Origin of the sequence: Streptomyces cacaoi (assembly GCF_006539165.1) — a bacterium.
In the GTDB taxonomy this organism is placed as follows: Bacteria; Actinomycetota; Actinomycetes; order Streptomycetales; family Streptomycetaceae; genus Streptomyces; species Streptomyces cacaoi.
In genome coordinates this window covers 1-22,544 of the sequence record NZ_BJMM01000030.1, presented here as the reverse complement: position 1 = coordinate 22,544, position 22,544 = coordinate 1, and the positions used below count along the sequence as shown (strand labels likewise).

12 protein-coding genes are annotated in these 22,544 nt (G+C 70.2%); 4 read left to right on the top strand and 8 right to left on the bottom strand.

Going from position 1 to position 22,544, the window contains the following annotated elements:
* Positions 1-56: 56 nt before the first annotated feature.
* The gene (locus tag SCA03_RS24005) at positions 57-503 is read right to left on the bottom strand and encodes an ATP-binding protein (RefSeq protein ID WP_086814341.1); all 447 of its coding nucleotides are present in this window, start codon (positions 501-503) and stop codon (positions 57-59) included.
* A gap of 169 nt (positions 504-672) precedes the next feature.
* Here SCA03_RS24005 and SCA03_RS24000 point away from each other — a divergent pair, with 169 nt between their 5' ends.
* Entirely contained in the window at positions 673-1,572 is a 900-nt protein-coding gene (locus SCA03_RS24000; RefSeq protein WP_086814315.1) for a helix-turn-helix domain-containing protein, read from the top strand.
* The gene (locus SCA03_RS23995; protein WP_086814313.1) at positions 1,569-1,760 is read left to right on the top strand and encodes a DUF397 domain-containing protein; all 192 of its coding nucleotides are present in this window, start codon (positions 1,569-1,571) and stop codon (positions 1,758-1,760) included. The genes SCA03_RS24000 and SCA03_RS23995 overlap by 4 nt, the downstream gene beginning before the upstream one ends.
* 63 nt (positions 1,761-1,823) lie before the next feature.
* Here the strand turns inward: SCA03_RS23995 and SCA03_RS23990 are convergent, their stop codons facing one another.
* The 6 genes from SCA03_RS23990 to SCA03_RS23965 all read right to left on the bottom strand — a co-directional run bounded on the left by SCA03_RS23990 (position 1,824) and on the right by SCA03_RS23965 (position 18,994).
* Positions 1,824-6,014, bottom strand: a complete 4,191-nt coding sequence (locus SCA03_RS23990; RefSeq protein WP_141275645.1) for an Eco57I restriction-modification methylase domain-containing protein — start codon at positions 6,012-6,014, stop codon at positions 1,824-1,826.
* Positions 6,014-8,998 (bottom strand): DEAD/DEAH box helicase, encoded by a 2,985-nt coding sequence (locus SCA03_RS23985; protein WP_086814831.1) that lies wholly within the window; start codon positions 8,996-8,998, stop codon positions 6,014-6,016. The genes SCA03_RS23990 and SCA03_RS23985 overlap by 1 nt, the downstream gene beginning before the upstream one ends.
* A 36-nt stretch (positions 8,999-9,034) precedes the next feature.
* Positions 9,035-15,394 (bottom strand): protein kinase domain-containing protein, encoded by a 6,360-nt coding sequence (locus SCA03_RS23980; RefSeq protein ID WP_086814830.1) that lies wholly within the window; start codon positions 15,392-15,394, stop codon positions 9,035-9,037.
* A 208-nt stretch (positions 15,395-15,602) separates the two neighbouring features.
* Complete coding sequence (locus SCA03_RS23975) at positions 15,603-17,132, bottom strand: helix-turn-helix domain-containing protein (protein WP_030879278.1); 1,530 nt, start codon at positions 17,130-17,132, stop codon at positions 15,603-15,605.
* A gap of 211 nt (positions 17,133-17,343) precedes the next feature.
* Positions 17,344-18,102 carry an SDR family NAD(P)-dependent oxidoreductase gene (locus SCA03_RS23970; RefSeq protein ID WP_030879275.1) on the bottom strand — a complete coding sequence of 253 codons (759 nt, stop codon included), beginning with the start codon at positions 18,100-18,102 and terminating at the stop codon, positions 17,344-17,346.
* Between the two features lie 112 nt (positions 18,103-18,214).
* Positions 18,215-18,994, bottom strand: a complete 780-nt coding sequence (locus tag SCA03_RS23965) for an SDR family NAD(P)-dependent oxidoreductase (protein ID WP_086814829.1) — start codon at positions 18,992-18,994, stop codon at positions 18,215-18,217.
* 130 nt (positions 18,995-19,124) lie between these two features.
* On the opposite strand from SCA03_RS23965, the gene SCA03_RS23960 reads away from it, so the two are divergent.
* Together SCA03_RS23960 and SCA03_RS23955 are read left to right on the top strand one after the other, a co-directional pair.
* Positions 19,125-19,964 (top strand): helix-turn-helix domain-containing protein, encoded by an 840-nt coding sequence (locus SCA03_RS23960; RefSeq protein ID WP_086814828.1) that lies wholly within the window; start codon positions 19,125-19,127, stop codon positions 19,962-19,964.
* A 166-nt stretch (positions 19,965-20,130) separates the two neighbouring features.
* Positions 20,131-20,673 carry a DNA-binding protein gene (locus tag SCA03_RS23955; protein WP_230988878.1) on the top strand — a complete coding sequence of 181 codons (543 nt, stop codon included), beginning with the start codon at positions 20,131-20,133 and terminating at the stop codon, positions 20,671-20,673.
* Between the two features lie 37 nt (positions 20,674-20,710).
* On the opposite strand, the gene SCA03_RS23950 is transcribed toward SCA03_RS23955, so the two are convergent.
* Positions 20,711-22,084 carry an APC family permease gene (locus SCA03_RS23950; RefSeq protein WP_086814827.1) on the bottom strand — a complete coding sequence of 458 codons (1,374 nt, stop codon included), beginning with the start codon at positions 22,082-22,084 and terminating at the stop codon, positions 20,711-20,713.
* Between the last annotated feature and the right edge of the window lie 460 nt (positions 22,085-22,544).

Genomic DNA, 22,544 nt, shown 5'->3' with positions numbered 1-22,544 from the left:
GCACACTTTACGTGTTGACACTGTCAAGCGACATCACACGCGAACTCCTGGCCGGATCAGTCCCGTCGGCGGGAGAACACCGCGCGGACGGTCTTCCCGCTGGGCGGGTAGGGGACGGTCTCCCAGTGGTCGGCGAGTGCGGCGACGAGGGAGAGGCCGTGCCCGCCGGTGCGCAGGGCGCCGGGTTCGGCGTCGGACGGCGCGCACCGCGGGTACGCGTCCCCGCGCGCGTCGGTGACGTCGACGCGCAGCTGACCATCCGACGGGTCGTAGACGAGCGTGAGCCGGAAGCTGCGGCCGGGCACCCGGCCGTGCAGCGCGGCGTTGGCGGCCAGCTCCGCCACCACATTTTCGGCACGCTCAGTGACGTCGTGCGGAACACCCCAGGAGTGGAGTTCGCTCACGCTGAGCAGCCGGGCGAGCCGGGCGCCGCGCCGCGTGGCCGACAGCAGCTGAGTGAACGTGTGTGCAGGCTCGCTGAGTTGAGGAACGTGCTGATGCATGACGACAGCGTGGCGCCCGGAGACCGCCGGATACGAGCGCGGCACCACGTACGCGGAGTGAGCGTACGGGCACATGGAGTGGACAGTACGCACGGGCTGCCGTAACGCTGAGTCGTGAGAGCGGCGGCTGTGAGGTGCCGTCGCGTCGCGGCACGGAGAGGGACGGCGCATGGACATCGCCGAAGAAGACGCGGGTGGAGCCGAGTGCGGGGCCGGGGACACGGACGGGCGGCCGGAGCAGACAGAAGAGTGGGAGCGGGAACCCCTGCCGTCGGACAGTCTGCGGACCTTCGGGGCGTTCGTCCAGGGGCTGCGGGAGCACGCGGGGCTCAGCCGTGCGGAACTGGGCGCGCTGGTGCAGTACTCGAAGCACACCGTGGAGTCCGTGGAACTGGGACGCCGTATGGCGGACGACCCGTTCGTCGAGCGCGCCGAGGAAGCGCTCGGCAACACCGGCGCACTGCGCAAGGCCGCCCCTCATGTGACCCGGGCCAAGTCGGGGCTCGCCGCCTGGTTCCGCCGGTGGGCACGGCTGGAGCGGGAGGCGGTCAGCCTGAGCACCTACGAGTGCCGGTTGGTGCCCGGGCTGTTGCAGTCGGAGGCGTACGCGCGGGCCGTGTTCGACGGCACCATTCCGCTGCGGACCGACGCGGAGATGGAGACGCAGCTCATCGCGCGGATGCAGCGACAGGCCATGATGAGCGAGCGGCCGAAGGTGCCGTTCAGCTTCATCGTCGAAGAGCATGTGTTCCGGCGGCGGTTCGGCGACGCGGAGGCGATGCGCGAGCTGCTGGACTGCGTCCTGGAACGGACCGCTCCGCGCAATGTGACGCTCCAGGTGGTGCCGTTGGAGTCCGGGTTGCACGCTTGCCTGGACGGTCCTGTGCAGATCTTGGAGACCCCCTCGGGGCAGAGGCTCTGCTACTCCGAAGGGCAGCGCAACGGGCGCCTGATCTCAGACCGGAAAGAGGTGAGTCTCCTCTGTCAGCGCTATGACACACTGCGCTCGCAGGCCCTGAGCCCCACGGAAACCCGGGCCTTGCTGGAGCGTTTGCGAGGAGAGCTATGAGTAGCGGTGCGGCGGGTCTCGCCTGGTTCAAGTCGAGCTACAGCGGCAGCGACGGCGACAGCTGCGTTGAGGTCGCGGTCGCTGAACAGGCCGTTCATGTGCGGGACTCGAAGGACGTGAGCCGTCCGGCCTTCACGGTGGGCCGTGAGGGCTGGAGAGACTTCGTGCGGTTCGTGCCGGAGCGCTGAGGCGCAGCCTGGTGTCGGTTGGCCCGCTCGCGAGGGAGCGGGCCAACGCTTGTGTGGCGACCTTCAGTTGTCTGCGGCTGCGGGGTGCCGGGGCCCCTGGCCCGGCGGCGGCGTGAGGGCGGAGCGGTAGGCACCGGGCTCGCCCTCGTCGAGCGGGTTCTCCAGCGTCAGGCCGGCCTCGGCCATGCGGTCGTACTCGGCGAGAACAAGCCGCTTGGTGCGGTACTCGCCGTACTTGGTGATCTCGTTGTTCTTGAGGCCACCCGACTCCGACTGGAAGGACTCCAGGATGTAGTCGGTGTCGTCCCGAGTGATCCCGTACAAGTGGAAGAAGTACGCGTCCAACTCGGCACGGAGCTGCGCACGTCGCTCCTCGTCCCACCGGAACGGTTCACCTTCGTCGCCCAGGTCGCGGGCGAGGGGTGTCATGTCGTAGGCGGTGTAGACGAGTTCGAGCACGCGGGGGAGCAGGAAGGGGACGTGGGGTTCGAGGGTGGTGGGGGTGGGGACGGGGAGCTGCTTCCAGATGAAGAGCTTCATGTGCGCGTCGCTGATCTTCTGACGGCTGACGAAGTCGAAGACCAGGGAGGACTGGGCGGCGACGAGTCCGGCGACCAGCGAAGGAGCCACGCAGGGCATCATCAGGGGGTAGGTGTGGCCGACGGCCGCACGCGGGATGAAGGCGGGGATGGCGGTGCGTTCGTTGGTTGAGGCGGTGACGTCGCACCATCCACAAAGCCAGCCATGGTCCCAACCCTCTTCAGCCAGCCGCAGCTCGACGCCTTTGATGCGTACTTCCTTGTTGTTGCGCCGAGTGAGGATTTTTCCGTCCCGCTGGATCCAACTGAGCGGCGTGGCTTTGCGTGCTGGGTCTTGCAGTTCTCCGTTGTCCAGGTAGTTTGGCTGGTTCTGACGATTGACGGCTGTCAAGCTCTTCACGACGTCAGCGGCGCGGTGGTTAAAGAAGTCCACCATTTTCGCCTCGTACAGCGGCAGCATCCGCTCTTCGCCCCGCTCGAAGACGTTACCCCGCAACTCCCACCCCTCAGCTTCCAACCGCTCTCGGCTGCGGAAAAGGTCGGAGTCGTCTGCCATGTCGAAGAGACGTTTGAAGGTCATGCCCCATGCATTGCCGTCCCGGCGCCCTTCGTTCCACAGCACCGGGACGCGACGGTAGACCCCGGCTGTGATATCCGCGTCCCGCTGGGTGCGGAAGACGGGCAGGGTTCCCGTGTTGGGATTGATGCGGGCCAGGTCTTCCGGAGTCAGGGCGAACACACGGTTCGGGTCTTCCAGGTCGGAGGGGTCGGACAGGAAGAAGCCGACGCGGCTGGAGTCCGCACGTGTGGCGCGTCCGGTGAGTGAGAGCAGGCAGAACTTGTAGCTGGAGTGCACGCTCTCGAACCACTTGCCACCCTTGGGCAGCGCCGATGACTTCGGGCGGCGGTTCTCGAAGTCGTACAGCGAAGCCAGCGCGCCCCGCTTGGTGAAGTTCGCGAACAGGTGCTGCGAGCCCGCGCCCGTTGCGATCGCCGTCGGCAGGATCATGCCGAGCCGGCCCGTAGGCGCGACCACGTTCGCCATCCGTTCGGCGAAAAGCTGGTCGGTCTGGAGGGAATTGACGCCCTTGACCGTCAACCCCTTGGCGCACAGCGGGAACACATCCGAGTCCCCAGCGAAGTGGAAAGAGCCCTTCACGGCGCGCCGCGCCTCCCGGTACCGCATCCCGGCGTCCGGATGCTCCCGCTCCCACTCGGCGATGCGCGTGCGCCGGGCCGTCCCGGCGATCTCCGCGATCTCGGGGGCGACCACGCTGAAGTACTTCTTGTCCTCGAAGTCGACCTTGTCCCACGGGGGATTGCCCACCACGCACGAAAATCCGCCGGCCCAGCCTGTCGAGGGGTCGACCTCGCCCGCGTCCGAGGACGCCTCGTCGCCCTCCGGCACGGTGAAGATCTCCGGAAACTCCAAGTGCCAGTGGAAGAAGGCGTACTGGTCGCGGAGGCGGACGATCTCGTCATGCGTCGACTGCGGAGCCGAGTCCTCTTTCGGGTCCTCCAGGTCCCGGAACACCTTGTGGGTGATGGCCGGCGGCGCGTCCTCCCGCTTGAGCCAGACGAAGGCCGCGCACCAGGCGTCGGCCAGGTGCAGAGCGTGCAGGTATTCCGCCGATGTGGACCAGTTCCGGTAGGCGGCCTCCTTGCGGCGGATGTCGGTGAGATCGTCGGCCGGGGAGGTGGTGATCCGGCGGAGGCCGCGTGCGAAGGAGGCGTTGGCGACCTTCGTCTCCGTCTCGGTCTCGAACAGACCGCCCTGGCCTTCGCGTTCCAGCGCGTTGCGGTTGAGCAGCGACCGCGCCCAGGCGTCGTCGTCACCCTCGGCCTTCTTGAACGCCTTGTCGGGGATGCCGTCCCGCAGCAGGGCCGGCGTCGCCCCGATCAGGCCGTTGCCGTGCTTGATGTGGGCGTCGAGGAACCCGAGGGGCCGGCCGGGTTCCATGGCCTCCAGCCACAGGGACACCTTGGCCAGCTCGACGGCCATGGGGTTCAGATCGACGCCGTACACGCAGCGGGCGGCGACCTCGTGGAGGGCGTGGCGCACGGACTCCGCCGTGGGCTCCGGGTTGCGCTCGCGGACGGCGGCAAGGCGCTTGGCGATACGGCGCGCCGCCGCCACGAGGAAGTGGCCCGAGCCGCACGCCGGGTCGCAGACCGTGAGGGAGAGAAGTTCCTCGGCGATCACCTCCCTGGGTTCGGACAGGCCCTCCTCACGTGCGCGCTGCTCTCCGCGCCGGACGGCGTCGTCCAGTACCGGGTTCAGCGTCGAGTCCAGCAGGGTCTCGGTGAGCGCGGACGGGGTGTAGTAACTGCCGGTCTTCTTGCGGTCGTTGCCGATGCGGTCGACCAGTTCGAAGGTGCGGTCGGCGGCGCTGTGCTTGGGCACCAGCTCCAGCAGCGCCTCGTACACCGAGCCGAGTTCCTCGGCGCCCATGTGCAGATAGTCGACGGGACGCCAGCGGGCCGAGCCCACGTCGCGCACGCGGGCCAGGTGCTTGACGGCCTCGAACAGATGGCGGTTGGCCAGCCGCGCTCCGTGCAGCGGCGCGTCGTCGGAAGTGTCGTCGAAGAGGCCGCCGAGACCCTTGAGGCCCAGCTCGGGGCGGCCCTCTTCGGAGCCGAGCGCCTCGATCAGCAGCTCCAGGACGCGGTACTGGTCGTCGTGGGCCGTGCCCAGACGGCGCAGGGCCTGACGGCGGAGCCGGGATGTGGAGAAGTAGTCCGTGAATCGATCGCGGGTCTTCTCGTCCGCTTCGGGGTCCAGCAGGGCGCCGCGGTCCTCGGCGACGAAGAGGAAGATCATGCGGTAGACGAGCCGGAGCAGCGCCTTCTGGAAGTCGTCGACGTCGAGGTGCTCGCGCAGCTTGTCGTTGTGCGGGTGGCTGAGGAACCCGGTGCCGAGGACGGTGAGGGCTGCCTGGACGCCGTCGCGGAAGTGTTCGAGGGCCCGGCTGCCGGACTCGATGGCGACCGTCCGCCACTTCTCCAGCCAGCACCCCGAGGGCGGCGTCCCCTCCGGCACGGTGAACCGGGAGGCGTGCAGCACGCAGTACAGCAGGACGAACTCGCTGAACAGCTCGCCGTCGAAGATCGCTTCCAGATCGAACTCGACGTAGGCAGCGGTGGCGAAGGACGAGGAGTCGCGCAGCAGCCGCAGGTGGCGGCCGTTGGTGAGGACGGCCCACAGATGGGCCTCGGTGCGGTTGAGGCAGTCCTGGAGCATGGATTGCGCGGGGACCTCGCCGGGGGCCGGACGCTTGTCCAACTCCTGGTTCCAGGGAATGAGGTGGACCAGTGCCGGGCCGTGGTGGTGGGAGACGGGGAAGCGCTTGTCCGGATCGGAGTCGGCGGCGATGCCGTCCGGGCCGACCTCGGTGAGCGCGCCGAAATCGAGCTTGCGGAAGAGCTGGGACAGCCAGTCGGCGCCCGCCCGGCCGGTGGGGTCGGCGGCGGGGGCGCCGGTCTCCGGGTCGGCCGGCAGGGCGGCACGCAGATCGCGCCAGAGCGGCTTGAGGTACTCCCAGGCGCGCTCCGCCTCGTCGCGTACTGCCACCGAGGCGGGCAGGCCGTAGTCGGCGGGCTTGACCCCGGGCACGTTCCGCGCCTCGGCGATGCGCAGCAGCATGTCGGTCGGCAGCAGTCCGCCGACCGTGGTGACGGCGGTGAGGGCCCGGGTGGTGCGGGTGGCGGCGGACATCAGGCTTCGGCTCCGGACGCGGTAGAGACGGGAACGGTCGCGGGTGACACGGCCGCGGCGGGCTGCTGCGGCAGGTAGACGTACACGCCGAGCACGTCGGCCGGCTCCTGCGGAACGACCTTCAGGCCACGGACGATCTCCTCGTTGGCCTTGCGGACCCGGCGGTGCGAGGCGTCGAGGTCGGCCGCCAGAGTCCTGCCGTACTCGGTGAGGTGGCCGGTGAGGTCGGGCAGGCCGTCCAGGGCCCGCGTGATCTGGTTGCGTGCCATCTGCTCGTGCGTGTTGGCGCCCGCGCGGGCCGCGAGCAGAGCGGCGGCCGCGTCGCCGTCCAGCCAGCGGGCACGCGACGGCAGTCCCTCGTAGGCGAGCAGGCGCGCGTCCTCGGCGACCAGCTCCCGCTCGCCGGTCCGCGACGGCAGGGTGAGATGGAAGCGGTAGCGGACGAGCAGCAGCGTGGTGCGGATGGTGACCGCGTCGGTGGTCACGACGCCGCAGCGGCGGGCGGGGCGCGGTCCGTGGACGTTCGCGTCCAGCGCCGAGTCCAGTACATAGGAGGCGAGGGCGCCGATCGCCGGGTCGGTGCGTACCAGCGCCGCCTCGCCACGGGCGACCGCGGGAGAGCTGCGGAACGGGATCCGGCGGTCCTCCTCGACGAGCCGGCTTCCGAGAGTGGCGGCGAACGCGTCCCGCAGCCCGGCCGGGGTGCCGCCGACCTGCGCCGTGAAGTCGCCGGTGCCGTCGCGCGGATCCCGCACCACGGCGTCGAGGTCGCGCAGCGCCTCCAGCACGAAGGCGCGGACCTCTTCGGTGCTGCCGAGAGCGGTCCGTACGGCGGCGACCTCCCGGGCCACCTCCTCCGGATGGATCGCGCGCTGGGCGTACTTGGAACGGGAGGTCTTCTCACGCTCGGCGGCCGAGGTCCACTCGCGCGCGATCCGGTCGAAGGACTCCTGGTGGCCGTCCAGGTCGAACAGGGTCTCCTGGCTGCCCTGCCGTCCGTGCAGCAGCAGCCACTCCACGACGGCGTCGGTGACCCCGGAGGCGGTTTCGTCGGGAACGGAGACGGAGATGCCCAGATCCTTCTTGATCTGCCGGTGCTTCTTGAACAGCACCTCCAGCACCTTGCCGTCGATGCCGTTGTCCTCGCCGTACATGGTGATGACACGGACCTGGTCGCGCTTTTGGCCGTAGCGGTCGACGCGACCCTCCCGCTGGTCGTGGCGGGTCGGGTTCCAGGCCAGGTCGTAGTGGATGACGGCGTCGAAGTGGTGCTGGAGGTTGACGCCCTCGGAGAGGCAGTCGGTCGCGACCAGCACGCGGCGGGCGGCCACGTCGCCGGAGTCGCCGGAGTCGTCGGCGGACTCGGCGGCGAGCTGCTCGATGCGCTCCAGACGCTGCTGCGGGGAGAGCGTGCCGGTCACGGCGGCGATCGTGGTCTGCTGGCCGAGCTTGCCTTTGAGCTGCTCGGCCAGGTACTCGGCGGTGGGGATGTAGCGGCAGAAGACGATCGGCTGATAACCGTCGGCGAGCAGTTTCTTCAAGTGCCGGATGAGTGCCTTCAGTTTCGCGTCCTCGGCCGGGCCGACGAGCTTCTCGGCCCGCTCGGCGAGCTCGCGCAGCCGGGCGCCCGCGTCCTCCGCCTCGGCCGCACCCGGCGCGACGTCCATTCCCTCCAGCCGGTCGTTGTCCGCGGAGTCGGCGGCCACGGGGGCGCCGAGCAGATCCGCCTCGTGTGCGGTGCGGGCGGCGGCGGACTCGGAGCGGGTGTTGAGAGTCTGCGCGGCGGCCGCCGGCGAGGAGACCATGGAGCGCAACAGCGCGATCACCGACCACCAGGCGATACGGGCCTCCCGCCTGCCCTGCTCACCGGCTGCCTCGACACGGTCCTTGGCATAGCCGATGGCGTCGTCGAGCAGCGCCCGGTAGGCGGGCGTCAGTTTGTACGGCTCGTCCTTCGTCCAGCGGTCGGAGGGGAAGGCGGTCCGCTCGGCGAGAGAGTCGTCGGCGAGGCCGTCCTCCCTGGTGAGGTAGTCGCGGACATCCGCGCGCTTGCGGGCCACGAAGTGCTCGGCGAGCTTCGCCCGCCCCGCCGGCGTCTCCAGGTCGAGCGTGGCCAGTTCAGGCCGCACCAGGCCGAGCAGATTCCGGAAGGCCGACTCCTTGCCGGAGTGCGGTGTCGCCGTCAGCAGCAGCAGGTGACGGTCGGCGTCCGCCGAGATTTTCTGCAACAGCTCGTAGCGGAGCTGGTTCGAGGAGGAGCTGCCGGCCTGCGCGGCGTCGTCGGTGGCGACACAGGTGTGAGCCTCGTCGACCACCACCAGGTCGGGGCAGTGCCGCAGAAAGTCCTCGCGGTGGCGGGTCGATTTGATGAAGTCCGTCGAGATGATCGTGAACGGGTGCCTGTCGAACAGGGACTGGCCCAGTTCCAGCCCACGCTCCAGGCGCGAGACGGTCGAGGCGAGGACCAACTCGGCGTCGATACCGAACTTTGCCCGCAGCTCGGTCTGCCACTGCTCGGCGAGCGCCGGCGAGCAGAGCACGGCCAGGCGCACCGCCTCGCCTTGTGCAAGAAGCTCTTTGGCGATCAGACCGGCCTCGACCGTCTTGCCGATGCCGACATCATCCGAGATCAGGAGCCGCACAGTGCGTTGCCGCAGTGCCATCAACAGCGGGACCAGCTGGTAGGCCCGGGGTTCCACCGCGATGGACGCCAGGGAGCGGAACGGACCCGCGCCCGACCGGAACCCGATGCGCAGCGCCGTGCGCAGCAGACCGGCGGCGCGCTGGTCTCCCAGGTCGTCCGGGCTCGGCGCAGCGAACTTCGCGGGACGCACATCCTCGAAGCCGGGGAAGACGGCCGCGACGTCGTCCTCGCTCCCGCCCAGCGGGCGTAGCACCAGCATGTCCGGGACGCTCTCGGGCAGCACCACCCATTCCCTGCCGCGGGCGGCGACCAGGGAGCCGGCCGTGTACGTAAGGCTCATGTGATTGTCTCGGTTTCTGGAGTCGTAAGGGGGCCGTCAACGGATGTGGAAGTAGCCGGCGTTGTGCTCGACGATGGCGTCCCAGTCCGCGTCCGACGGGAAGCGCAGGACGTCCCAGCCGGCTTCTTCCAGGCGATAGCCGGCCTCCAGGTCGCGCGTGGAGTCGGACGGCCGCCCCGGCATGTCGACGAACACGGCGAGATGGGCGCCGTCTAGGTGGAAAACGAGATCAGGACGGGCCGCTGCTTCGTCGACGAACACGTCCACTCCGTCTGGCAGCCGATGGCCCTTCGCCTTCAGCCAGCCGAGCACATCGCCCTTCGCCACCAGGGCGGCGAGGTCTTCCTCTCCGGCGGTGAGCGAGGACGCGAGAGCGCTGTCCGAGGCGGCGTCTTCGGCGCTGACGGCCGCAGCGAGCCTGCGGAACTGCTCGCTGCGGGATTCGCCACGGTCCTCGCGCTCGGTGCTGGCGCCGGCCAGCTGCAACAGCAGTGGCCCGGCGGTGTGCCGGCTCAACTGGCGGTGGTGCGTCTGGTTGCCGTAGGTCAGCAGACAGGCGTAGCAGCCACGGGCACATTTCTCGCCGTCCGGAGGCCCGCCCTGGTCCTCTCCGGTCTCCGGGTCGAAGTGACAGATCTCCAAGGCGCTCCGGGCGGCCTCGGCGAGGGCCTTCCTGTCGTGCTGGATGCGGCGCAGCACACCCGCGCCGCCCTCGGCGGCTTCCGTGAACAGCAGCCGGCGACGCGGACCCTCGTCGGGAGGCAGCAGCTCAGCTGTCAACTCGGAGTCCTCCAGCTCGAATGCCGCCTCGATGCCACGTTCCAGCGCATACATCAGGGACAGGGCCACCGGCTCCGGCTGAGGCTCGTCCAGAGTGACCACCAGAATGTTGCGGCGGTCCTCCACATAGGGCAGGACCCGCTTCTTGCGGCGCTTCTCGTTGCCGTCCTCGTCGACGACCGGCATGCCGGTGCCCTCGATGGCGTCGGCCGCGGCCCGGTCGTTGAGCCAGCGGCCGTCGCCCAGATCGAGCCAGTAGCCGTCCGGCTCATCCTGCTTGTCGCGGACCCGGCCCAGGTTGGTGATGCGCACGGTGGCCGAGTCGCCGTAATCCAGATCGAGGAGCGGCCCCCCGTCGGCGTCGGTGACGTGAGAGGTGAGGCGCCCCCTGCGAGACCCGTGGTCGTGGAAGGCATACGAAGTCTCCAGGCGGAAACCGGCCCGGCGGCGTTCCTCCTCGTCCGAAGAGATCCGCTCGCGTCGACTGGTGTACACGGTGTGCAGCTGGAGCAGGCCGGTGCGCTTCCCCTTGAGTTCCTCTCCGCACATCGAACACCTGTCGACGCCGATCTTCACGGGGTGGTGGTAGCCGCAGCTGTCGCAGCGCCTCGCTTCCGCGGTCGCCAGGTCCCCCGAGGCGTCCGGCGGCAGCTGGACCCGCGTGACCTGGTAACGGGCGCCCTCGTGGTAGATGAGCGCGCCGGGCCCGAACTCGCGGATGGCCAGGAAGCGGGGTCGTTGCAGGTAGTCGCCGTCCGTGTTGCGGCGGTTACCGGCATGCGGAATGTAAGCGGCCAGTGGAAGCCGCGGGAAGCTGTAGCCCGGCAGAAAGCCTTCGGACGCCAGATAGCGGTACGGGTTGAAGTCGCTCATCACCGACTTGCTGTCGACGGAGCGGTTCAGCAGCAGGTTCGTCTGCGTCTCGGCCTCCCGGCGGCGGCTGCGAGCCCTGCCCTGCTCGCCGGGGGAGAGGGTGTGGTCGACGACGCGCTTGTTCTGCTCGTACTGGTCGAGGACGGCGGCCCGGAACAGCTGCCGCCACCGGTCGAAGGAAGCGTCGAACTCGTGCGGAGCCTGCTCGATCCGATCCTCGATCCACTCGTCGTACCACCAGGTGGTGGCTGTGAAGTCCGTGATCAGCGGGGCGAGAACGGTACGCGCTGTGTCGATCGCCCGCCGGCGGGCTTCCTCGTCCAGTGACAGATCGCGGACGTGGGGGAGCAGCGGCAGTGACATGTGCGGGTCGGGGCGGTCGTCACCGTCGGGGTCGTAGGCGACATCGATCACATCTGTGATCGCGGTGCCCAGCTTCATTCCGGTCTCCGCCAGCCAGATGCCCTGGAGGTGCGAGCGCACCAGGTCCTCGTTGGCGAGCTCCAGGCGCGGTGGGGCGACCTGCCCGGACACCATGTCCTGGGAACGCCGGAAGTAGTACTGGTCGTGGCTGTTGCCCGTCGCGCAGTATGTCGTCACCAGCGCGGGCTGGCCGAACCGGCCGGCCCGTCCCGAGCGCTGTGCGTAGTTCGCCGGTGTCGGCGGCACATTGCGCATCAGCACGGCGTTGAGCGAGGAGATGTCGACGCCGAGCTCCATCGTCGGCGAGCAGTACAGCAAAGGCAGTTCGGCTTCACGGAACGCCTTCTCGCGCTCCAGCCGGCGGTCCTGGTCGACCTGAGCGGTGTGTTCCCGCGCGTACAGCCCGGCGAGCTCGGCTGCCGTCGTCCGGTACAGGTCGCGGAAGAAGGAGTTGACGCGCGGCCCCTCGCCGCGGCTGTAGGTGCGTGCCAGCGGGTCCACCGCGCCTCGCTCACCGTCCCCCGCCCGCCAGATCAAGGCTGCGGCCGACACCCGGTAGCCGATCCGCTTCTCGGCCGCGCGGCGCCGGAACGCCGGGCCGGAGCGCTCCGGAGCCGACTCCACCTCGCGCACCAGGTCGGCGCCGTGCAACACCTTGAGAAGGTCCTCGATCACGCACTGGACATCGTCCAGCGGCAGGTGACGCAGCTGGGGCATGTTGCGCCGCAGGTACTTTCCGAACTTCCCACGGGCCGACAGGAAGAGCGCGGAGCGCTCCATGCCCGGCTGCGAGCCGTGCGGGTAAGCGATACCGACAGCCGGCCGGTCGCTTTCGCCGAGCACCCACGGACCGGCGAGCCGCTCCTCGCTCGCCCGTTGCAGGGCATCGAAGTCATCGCGGAAATACTGCACGTCGATGGCGAGGGAGCGCCGCATGAAATCGAGCAGCGTACGAGCGATCTCCTTGAGCAGCGCCGGATCGGCGTCGCGCAGGGCGGCATGGGCGGACTGCCAGCGCTCGGGCCGGGCGGCGAGCCAGTCCAGGTCCACGTAGTCGATCCGCAGGAGGCCCGTCTGCTCCAGGTTCGGCATCGTGACGCGCCAACCGCGTTCCAGGTCGCGGTAGAGGCGGTAACAGATCACCTTCCGGAAGATTTCCGTGGCCTGTCGCTCCAGGGAGGGCGTCGGGTCCGAGCCCCTCGCGTACTCGCGCGGGGAGAGGCCCATTGCCTCCGTCACGGCCTCGGCGAGGTTGTCATGGTGCAGTCCGTCCGCACCGGCCCGCGCCGCCGCCTCGTACAACGCCCCCCGCAGCTGCGTCACTTGGGCGAAGTCATTGAAGTGCCCGGCTTGCAACGACGCGTCCTGCCGGTTGTCGACGAAGGTGAGGAGCTTGCGTGCTTCCGCGCTCAGACTGTCTTCGGGCACCGCCCGCAGGGACTTCACGATCGATGCCGAGATCAGGGAGGTTGCCGAAGAACGCCCTTCCTGGTCCAGAGTGGCCAGCTTCGCGAAGTCCCGGCCGCGGGTCTGCTCGTAGGAGACCTGGCAGTGCACGCAGAACAGGAACGGCGCCGGGATGAAGGCTGCCACGAGCCCTTCGTCCGACTCGTTTCCGTAGGCGTCCACGACGACGCGCCGGGGGACCCGGGGGCGGTACGACTTCCGCACGACGGTCAGACCGTTCGCGTCCGTCTCCAGCCATGACTCCGGCAACCGCCTGTCGTCCACGGCTTTCTGCGGATCGGCCGGCCACTCGTAGTCCTCCCCCGGCATCCCCACGTACAGGTAGCCCTCACCCTCGCGGCCCCCGGAGGCGGAGGTGTTCCGACGCGGTTCGTGCCGGAATGTGCCGTTCTCCTCGGTGCGCCAGACAGTCAGATACTCCTGTCCGCACTCGCGGCAGAACGCCAGCGGGAACAGGGGCTTGCCGTCGCTGTCCGGATGTTCCAGCTGGTATGTGCGCGTCAGCGGCCGGGTGAGCGGATCCTCAAGTGTCGTGTAGACGGTGTCGCCGTTGGACAGGAACTGATGCAGCCGGAAGGCAAAAAGCGGACGCTCCGTCACCGGGTGCTTGGCTTGGGCGCCGGCCTCCAGGGTGGCCCGGATCGCGCCGCGCACGGTTTCCTCGGCCACCCCGGTCCGGGCGTGCAGCTCGGCTGCCGCCTCCTCCACCGTGCCGGGGGCGCACCGGCGCAACCGCCCCGTGTGCTCCTCGCGCTCCAGACCGAACCGGGATTCCACCCAACGAGCCAGCGGGTCCTTCGTCAGCGCCTCGTACGAGCGGGGCGCCGCCGGCACCCGGAGCCGCTCGGCGGGAACCGTCTCCGGTGCCTCCTCGGTGCCTCGGATCAGGGTTTCGCCGATGATCCTCTCGGGCAGCACCGTCGTGCCGAACAGCCGGCCGGCGACCCGGGCCACCTCGCGCTGCTGGTCCTTCCACGAGCCTTCGGTGGACATGGTCGCCGAAGTACCGATGCACTGGAGGGAGGCGGAGGCCCGGCAGGCCTCCCGGACCCGGCGGATCAGGAACGCCACGTCCGCGCCCTGCCTGCCCCGGTAGGTGTGCAGCTCGTCGAAGACGAGGAACTGCAAGCCTTCGGCCATGCGGATCAGACTGGACCGGTCATCCGGCCGGGTCAGCATCAGCTCCAGCATCACATAGTTGGTCAACAGGATGTCCGGGGGATTCCTGCGAAGCTCCCGACGCCGCTCTTCGGTCTCCTGACCGGTGTAGCGCGCGAACGTGACCGGTTCACGTCCCGCTCCGAAACCGTTGCGCAGGTACTTCTCCAACTCGCCGAGCTGGGAGTTGGCCAGTGCGTTCATCGGGTAGACGACGATCGCACGTACTCGGCCCCCGGCATCCGGCCCAGCTGCTTCGCGCTCCTTCAGCACCCGGTCCACGATGGGGACGATGTACGACAGCGACTTGCCCGAGCCGGTGCCTGTGGTGAGCACATAGGAGTCACCTGCCTGCGCTGCCTCGATCGCCTGCCGCTGGTGGAGGTGGAAGGTCAGTGGCCGGCCGTCCGGACGCAGCGAGTCCTCCTTCTTGCCGGCCTGGAAGATCTCCGCGCACCTGGGATGCAGTACCTCGTCCCGTACGAGATCGGTGACCTGGCCGCCTTCGGCGAAGAAGGGATTCAGCGACAGCCACGGGTCGGGCCACTGCGACTTCTTCGCCGCCCGGTCGTCCTTGACGAAGCCGTCGATGCGGGCGTCCCGTATCACCGTCCCGCTCTTGGTGAAGTCCTCGTACTCACTGATCAGGTCGGCGTGGATACCGAAGATGTCCATCGCCTCGGGCAGGCGCGGCTCCCTGCGGGGGGCCGGAGCGGGCGCGGCGGGTGCGGGCTCGGGGAGGAGGGCGCGCAGCCGCGCCACGGGATCCTTCTCCTGCCAGTGCGGAGCCAGTAGCGCGGCCGTGTCGTCCGGTGCGAAGGCGAGCGGTACCAGTGCCTCACGGACCAAGTCTGCGGTCTCGGGCCGTAGTTCGGCGTCCTTCTCCAAGAGCCGGTCCACCAGCCGGACCAGTTCGGAGGGCAGATCAGGGCGCACCAATGTCAGCCTCGGCGGCTGGTCCTGCTCGTGTTGATCGCGGAGTTCGAAGGGCGTCGTGGCGGAGAACGGCGGGCGCCCGATCAGCAGTTCGTACAGGATGCAGCCGAGCGCGTAGAGATCGGCCGGGGCGGAGACGTGTTCCGCGCGGAATTGCTCGGGCGCCATGTAACGGGCCGTGCCGACGCTGACGCCCGTGCTCGTCAGCCGTGTCTGATCGGGATCGTCGACGATCGAGCCCATGCCGAAGTCGAGGACCTTGACGGTGCCGTCGTCGGTCAGCATCACATTGGCCGGCTTCAGGTCGCGGTGGACGATTCCGGCGGTATGCGCCGCGGTGAGGCCGGCGGCGATCTGTGCCCCCAGGGCGGCGACCCAGGAGACGGGCAGCTGCGGCTCCTCGTCGATGAGGTCCGCGAGGGGGTGGCCGTCCAGCAGCTCCATGGCCAGGTAGGGAAGGCCACTGCCGCCGGAGGACTGGTCCACGCCGCCCTTGATCAGCAAGGTGAGGTTCGGATGGCCCCGGGAGAGCATGCGCATGATCTTCACTTCGCGATGGAAGCGGGCCACGTCCTTGTCAGGATCTGAGACGTCGACCGTGACGCCGGTTCGGCCACGCAACACGGTCTTGACGGCGACCTCGCGATGCGGGGAGTCCGCCTCGGCTTCCAGGTCCCTGGCCCGGTGCACCTCCCCCATGTTCCCGCGGCCGATCACCCCCATGATCTGGAACCGTCCGTCGACCGTGTCCAGGCCCACTGGCCCTCCCCTGTCTCGCCGCTTGCGTGGAAGGTGGGTACGTCCCGCAGGAGCGTACATCTTCACGTATGGGTGAGGATGGGGCATGCCTGTTAACACTGTCAACGTATAGGTCGGATCAGGGGAGGGGGTGCACGGTTGCCGCCGTCCCTCCAGCCGGCCCGCTCTGCGCAGACCGGGCAGCCGCGACGGCGACCGTGCGAGGCGCTCAGATGTCCCGGAACGTCTCGATCTGCGCCCCCACCTCGTTGAGGCGTTCGGCCAGTTCCTCGTAGCCGCGGTTGATGACGTAGACGTTGCGCAGGACCGAGGTGCCCTCGGCGGCCATCATCGCCAGCAGGACCACGACGGCCGGGCGCAGGGCCGGCGGGCACATCATCTCGGCGGCGCGCCAGCGGGTCGGGCCCTCGACCAGGACGCGGTGCGGGTCGAGCAACTGGAGCCTGCCGCCGAGGCGGTTGAGGTCGGTGAGGTAGATGGCGCGGTTGTCGTAGACCCAGTCGTGGATGAGGGTCTTGCCCTGTGCCACGGCCGTGATGGCCGCGAAGAAGGGCACGTTGTCGATGTTCAGGCCGGGGAACGGCATCGGGTGGATCTTGTCGATGGGCGCCTCCAGCTTGGAGGGCCGTACCGTCAGATCCGTCAGCCGGGTGCGGCCGTTGTCCGCGGCGTACTCGGTGCTGCGGTCGAAGTCGAGGCCCATCTCCTCCAGGACGGCCAGCTCGATCTCCATGAACTCCACCGGCACCCGGCAGACCGTCAGTTCGGACTCGGTGACGATGGCCGCCGCGACCAGGCTCATGGCCTCGACCGGGTCCTCGGAGGGGGAGTAGTCCACGTCCCGGTCGATCTCGGGGACGCCGTGCACGGTGAGCGTCGTCGTGCCGATGCCCTCCACCCGGACGCCCAGCTCCTCCAGGAAGAAGCACAGGTCCTGGACCATGTAGTTCGAGGAGGCGTTCCGGATGACCGTCGTGCCGTCGGAACGGGCGGCGGCCAGCAGCGCGTTCTCGGTGACGGTGTCCCCGCGCTCGGTCAGCACGATGGGCCGCTGGGGCGCGACACCCGGCTCGACCTCCGCGTGGTAGTTGCCCTCCGTCGCCGTCACCGCGAGCCCGAAGTGGCGCAGTGCGCTCATGTGCGGTTCGACGGTGCGGGTGCCGAGGTCGCAGCCGCCCGCGTAGGGGATGCGGAAGCGGTCCATGCGGTGCAGCAGCGGGCCGAGGAACATGATGATGCTGCGGGTGCGGCGGGCGGCCTCCTGGTCGATCGAGCCCAGGTCCACCTCGGCCGGCGGCACGATCTCCAGGTCGGCACCGCCGTTGATCCAGCGGCACCGCACGCCGATGGAGGAGAGCACCTCCAGGATGCGGTAGACCTCCTCGATGCGGGCCACCCGACGCAGCACGGTGCGGCCGGAGTTGAGGAGCGAGGCGCACAGCAGGGCCACGCACGCGTTCTTGCTCGTCTTGACGTCGATGCTGCCGGAGAGCCGACGCCCGCCGACGACCCGCAGATGCATGGGGCCCGAATAGCCGAGCGAGACGATCTCGCTGTCCAGTGCCTCGGAGATGCGGGCGATCATCTCAAGGCTGATGTTCTGGTTTCCGCGTTCGATCCGGTTGACCGCGCTCTGGCTGGTGCCGAGCGCCTCCGCGAGCTGGGACTGCGTCCAGCCGCGGTGCTGACGGGCGTCGCGAATCAACTGGCCGATGCGGGCGAGGTAATCGTCGGTCATGACTCAGGACCATATCTCAGATGTGAGATAGCAGCGCGAGGGGGGTGTCCGCGCCGCCCGGGACCCACGGGTAACCCCCGGATGCACCGCCCCGGGTTGCGGGGCGGGTGCTCCCGTGGTCGGTTGCGGGGCCGGTGCTCCCGTGGTCGTCCCGTGCGCTCGTCCCGTCGGCCCCTTCCGCCGTCGGAGGCGGCCGTTCCGCCCGGAGGGCTCAGTGTGCGGTGAGGCCGCCGTCGACGACGAGTTCGGAACCGGTGACGAACGACGACTCGTCGCCCGCCAGGAAGAGCGCCGCCGCGGCGATCTCCCGGGCGTGGCCCGCGCGGCGCATGGGCGTGCGCACGATGTCCGGCTGCTGGTCGCCCTGTTCGTCCAGCAGGTCCTGGATCATCGGGGTGGCGATGACGCCGGGGTGGAGGGAGTTGACCCGCACCCCGTGGCGGGCGTACTCGACGGCGGCGGTCTTGCTGAGCAGTCGCACGGCGCCCTTGGACGCCTGGTAGGCGGCGGCCGAACCGCTGCCCACCAGGCCGAGGACGGACGAGGTGTTGATCACCGAGGCGTTGCCGGTGGCCCGCAGCAGGGGCATGGCGGCCCGCATACCGAGCCAGGTGCCCTTCTGGTTGACGTCGATGACGCGGTCCCAGGCGTCCTCCCGGGTGTCCTCGATACCGGGCCAGTCGACGATGCCCGCGGTGTTGACGAGGACGTCGAGCGTGCCGAACCGCTCGCGTACGGCGCCGATCGCCTCGTCCCACTCCCGTGCCGAGGAGACGTCGAGGCGGACGGCGAGCACCTCGGCGCCCGTGTCCGTCAGCCGCCCGGCCAGCTCGGCGAGGGGGCCGTCCGCCACGTCGGTCAGGACGAGGCGTGCGCCTTCCCCGGCGAAGAGTTCGGCGGTCGCCGAGCCGATGCCGCCGGTCGCGCCGGTGATCAGGGCGACCTTTCCGGCCAGTCGTTGTCCCGTCATGGTGGTGCTTCCTTTGCGTTCGTGGATTGCGGTGCGGGGCGCCCGTTTGCCGTGCGGGGCGCCCGTACGCCGTGGGGGCGCCCTGTCGTGCGGGTGCCGTCGCGGTGCGCGCTCAGGCCGCCGTGAAGCCGCCGTCCGCGGCGACGACGGAGCCGGTCATGAAGCCGGAGCGGGCCGAGGCGAGAAAGCCGATGATCTCGGCGATCTCGGCGGGCTGAGCGACCCGGCCCAGCGGATGTGCGGTCGCGAAGGACCGCAGATAGGCGCGGCCGTCGTCCCGGGCGTCGTCGAGCAGATCCGTCTCGATCACGCCGGGCGCCACGACGTTGGCCCGGATGCCGTGCGGCCCGCCCTCCAGCGCGACGACCTTCGTCAGCTGGGCCAGCGCGCCCTTGGACGCGGTGTACGCCGATCCCTCGGGCAGCGCGACGGTGCAGGTGTAGGAGCCGACGTTGACGATCGCGCCGCCGTCGCCCTGCTCGCGCATGGCGCGGAACGCCTCGCGGGCGTGCAGGAACGCGCCGCGGACGTTGACCGCCATCAGCGCGTCCCAGTCCTCGGCCGTCGTCTCCGTGAACGGCTTGTTCAGGGTCCGCCCGGCGTTGTTGACCAGCACGTCCAGGCGGCCGAACCGCGCTCGCGCCAGCTCCACGGCCCGCCGGGCGGTGGCCTCCTCGGCGACGTCGCCGACCAGCGTGGCCACGCCGTCGAACTCGTCCGCCAGCGCGCCCACTTCGGGGCGTACGTCCCCGGCCACGACGCGTGCGCCGCGTGCGTGCAGCCAGGCGACGGTGGCCCGTCCGACGCCGCGCGCCGCACCGGTCACCACGGCCACGGCCCCGTCCAGGCCGTCGCCGTCCGGTGTCCCGCCGGGGTCCACAGCGGTCCTCATGTGTGCCCTCCGTACTCGGTGGTGTCGCCCGCCGAGTCTGGGCGCCGCGGAACCCTCCGACCAGGGCGTTCGCTGCCTGGGTGGCACACACCCAGGCACCGCGCCGCCGCCCCCGTCTAGCCTGGACGGCATGTCCGACAACGCACTGGGAGACTTCCTGCGCGTCCGGCGCTCCGGGCTGCGGCCCGCGGACGTCGGCATGGCGAGCCACGGGCTGCGCAGGGTCCCGGGGCTGCGGCGCGAGGAGGTGGCGGTCCTGGCCGGGGTGAACGCCGACTACTACACCCGGCTCGAACAGGGCCGCGAGCGCCACCCCTCGTCCCAGGTCCTCGACGCCCTCAGCCGTGCCCTGCGTCTCGACGACGACGCCCGCGCGCACGCCCACCGGCTGGCCGGCGGTGTGCCCGACGCCCGGCCGGCCCCGCGGCAGGACGAGGTCGCCCCCGATCTCCGCCGGCTCATGGACGGCTACCCGCACACCCCCGCGTTCGTCCTCGGCCGCACCCTGGACATCCTGGCCGCCAACGCCCTCGCCGAAGCGCTCTACGCGCCCTTCCGCCCGGCGGACAATCTGGCCCGGATGACGTTCCTGGACCCGGCCGGGCGGGACTTCTACGTCGACTGGGACCGCGCTGCGCACGCCACCGTGGCCAATCTGCGCGAGGCCGCCGGCGTGGACCCGGACGACCCCCGGCTGCGTGCCCTCGTCGCCTCGCTGAACGAGCGGAGCGCCGAGTTCTCCGCGCTCTGGCAGGCGCACGCCGTACGCGGCAAGACCCGGGAGGCCAAGCGGCTGCACCACCCGGACGTCGGCCCGCTCACCCTCACCTTCCAGGCGTTCGACGTCCGCGACGCCCCCGGTCAGCAGCTCGTCATCTACCACGCCGAGCCCGGCAGCCCGGACGCGGAGGCGCTCGCCCTGCTCGGCACCCTCGGCGCCACCCGACGCCGAGCAGAACACGCCGAATAACCCGGGCCCGAGCGCCCCGGACGTCTCCGCACCCTTCGAACGCCCCGCACCCTTCGAGCGGGCCGCACCCTCCGAGCGGCCCGGGCGACGCGTCACCCGACGAGGGTAAACAAAGTGTTCACAACTCGACGTTGACAATGCCGTGCAGTGACCGCATGCTTGCGGCATGTCCTCGACCTCGACCTCGTCCCCGTCCCCGTCCTCGTCCTCGACTTCGTCTCCGCACCCGACGCCCGAGCCGCCCGGCGCGCAGCCGACCGCCGATCCGTTCACGCCTCCCCACCCCGAGCAGGCGCGCGCCCACCGGGTGCACGCCTCGCTGTTCCGGATCGCCGAGCGGCACGCGGCCACCGAGGCGCAGCGCGGGCGGCAGGCGCACCCGGCCGTGCTCGGCCCGCACGAGGCCGTACGGCTCGTCGCGCTGCTGCTCAGCGGGGGCGCGCAGCCGGTGGAGGGCGAGCCGGAGGTGGACCACGCGGACATCACGGCCGCGCTCAGCCTCGTCCCCCGGGTACGCGGCGAGCTGGACGAGCTGGAGGAGGGGCTGCTGCGGATGGCGCGGGGCCGGGGAATGACCTGGCCGGAGATCGCCTTCGGCCTCGGCCTGGGCACACCCCAGGCGGCCCGCCAGCGCTACGAGCGGCTCGTGGGGCGGCTGCGGGCCGAGGGGCCCGAGGAGTCCGAGGGGAAGGGCCCGGGCAAGGGGTGAGGGCGCGCAGCTGCTCCGGTGTGCGGGGCGGTGGGGCTCAGTCCTCGCCGCGCCACCGCAGTACCGCCTTGTTGAGCCCCCACAGTCCGATGCCGATCAGCACCAGCACCCCGGCCCGGATGTAGACGTCGGCGGGCCGCTGGGACAGTGGGCTCGCCAGCGCCAGCGCACTGATGGCGCCGAGTACGGGGAGCGCGGTGGGCGCCCGGTAGTGCTCGTGTGCGACGCGGTCCCTGCGCAGCACCAGCACCGCGATGTTGACGACGGCGAACACGCACAGCAGCAGGAACGACGTGGTGTCCCCGAGCCCGGCGATCTCGCCGGTGGCCACCAGGCCGACGGCCAGCAGCGTGACGAAGACGATGCCGACCACCGGGGTCCGGCGCCGGGGGAGCACCCGGGCCATGCCGCGCGGCAGGATGCGTTCGTTGGCCATGCCGTAGCACAGCCGCGAGGCCATCATGATGTTGATGAGCGCCGAGTTGGAGACGGCGAACAGGGCGATGACGGCGAACAGTTCGTGGGGGAAGCCGACCCCGGCGGCCTTGACGACCTCCAGCAGCGGCCCGCTGGAGGCGGACAGCTTCCCGGTGGGGACGAGCAGCGAGGAGACGAGGGCGACCAGCAGATAGATGGTGCCCGTCACGGCGACGCCGATGAAGATGCCGCGGGGGAAGGTGCGTTGCGGCTCCACCGTCTCCTCGGCCATGTTGACGCAGTCCTCGAAGCCGACGAAGGCGAAGAAACCGAGCGCGGTGGCGCCGAGGACGCCGGACAGCAGGGCGTATCCGGTGCCGCCGGTGTCCACGACGGCCAGCCGGGAGGGTTCGCCGTCGCCGCTGAGCACGGCCCAGACACCGATCCCGATGATGATCAGCAGCCCGGACACCTCGACGGCGGTCAGCACCACGTTCGCCTTGACGGACTCGGAGACCCCGCGCAGGCTCAGCGCCGCGAGCGCCACGACGAAGAGGACGGCGACGAGCGTCCCCGGCGCGGCGCCATGGGTCAGTTCCGCCATGTAGTCGCCGCCGAAGGCCAGCGCGGCCGCGCTGGCGGAGGACAGCCCGGAGCACATCACCATGAAGGCGACGACGAAGGTCAAGAACGGGGTGCGGAAGGCCCGTTGGGTGTAGAGCGCGGCCCCGGCGGCCCGCGGGTACTTGCCGACCAGCTCGGCGTAGGAGGCGGCGGTCAGCAGGGCGACGACGAACCCGATGAGGAAGGGCAGCCACAGCGCCCCGCCGATCTTCCCGGCGACCTCGCCGGTGGTGGCGTAGATACCGGTGCCGAGGATGTCCCCGACGACGAAGATCACCAGCAGCCGGGGCCCGATGGCCCGCTTGAGCGGTGGCTGCCCGGACGCGGGGTCCGGCTGGGGCGCGTGCGCTGCTGGGCCGTTGGCGGACACGGGTCCCCTTCCGACGGGCGGCTCCGGGGCGCGGGCTGCGGCCCGCGGCCTGAAGGTGTCGGTGCCCACTGTGCGCCGTGCGACGCCCGCCGTCAGCCGTCCGGCAGCGCGTTTCCCCCGCATTCCCCCGGCTTTCCCCGTCTTCCTCCCTGTCTTCCCCGTCTTCCCGGGGTTCCCCGCTGTCCTTCCCCGGTGCTCCTGCCCGGCGGCGGCCGGCTCGGGGTCCGGTGGGATCCGGGCGGGGTGGTGGCACCTGTTCTTTCTCATCGAAGTTTGAGTGATTCTCACCGAAGTTTGAGTGACTGCTCCTGGCGGGGCCGCTCGTCCTGGTGTCCCGGCCAGAGCACGTCAGGTCCTCGACGGTGCGATCGGTCAGCCGGCCCGGCGGATGGTCACGGCAGACGGTCCGTTTCAGCGTGGGCAGGAGTTGGTCCGCTGGCTGCGGATGTAGGTGTGGAGT

What these genes read in the sequence shown, in the direction of transcription:
- SCA03_RS24005 (WP_086814341.1), bottom strand. Translation starts at nt 503, where the DNA reads ATGCATCAGCACGTTCCTCAACTCAGCGAGCCTGCACACACGTTCACT.
- SCA03_RS24000 (WP_086814315.1), top strand. Translation starts at nt 673, where the DNA reads ATGGACATCGCCGAAGAAGACGCGGGTGGAGCCGAGTGCGGGGCCGGG.
- SCA03_RS23995 (WP_086814313.1), top strand. Translation starts at nt 1,569, where the DNA reads ATGAGTAGCGGTGCGGCGGGTCTCGCCTGGTTCAAGTCGAGCTACAGC.
- SCA03_RS23990 (WP_141275645.1), bottom strand. Translation starts at nt 6,014, where the DNA reads ATGTCCGCCGCCACCCGCACCACCCGGGCCCTCACCGCCGTCACCACG.
- SCA03_RS23985 (WP_086814831.1), bottom strand. Translation starts at nt 8,998, where the DNA reads ATGAGCCTTACGTACACGGCCGGCTCCCTGGTCGCCGCCCGCGGCAGG.
- SCA03_RS23975 (WP_030879278.1), bottom strand. Translation starts at nt 17,132, where the DNA reads ATGACCGACGATTACCTCGCCCGCATCGGCCAGTTGATTCGCGACGCC.
- SCA03_RS23970 (WP_030879275.1), bottom strand. Translation starts at nt 18,102, where the DNA reads ATGACGGGACAACGACTGGCCGGAAAGGTCGCCCTGATCACCGGCGCG.
- SCA03_RS23965 (WP_086814829.1), bottom strand. Translation starts at nt 18,994, where the DNA reads ATGAGGACCGCTGTGGACCCCGGCGGGACACCGGACGGCGACGGCCTG.
- SCA03_RS23960 (WP_086814828.1), top strand. Translation starts at nt 19,125, where the DNA reads ATGTCCGACAACGCACTGGGAGACTTCCTGCGCGTCCGGCGCTCCGGG.
- SCA03_RS23955 (WP_230988878.1), top strand. Translation starts at nt 20,131, where the DNA reads ATGTCCTCGACCTCGACCTCGTCCCCGTCCCCGTCCTCGTCCTCGACT.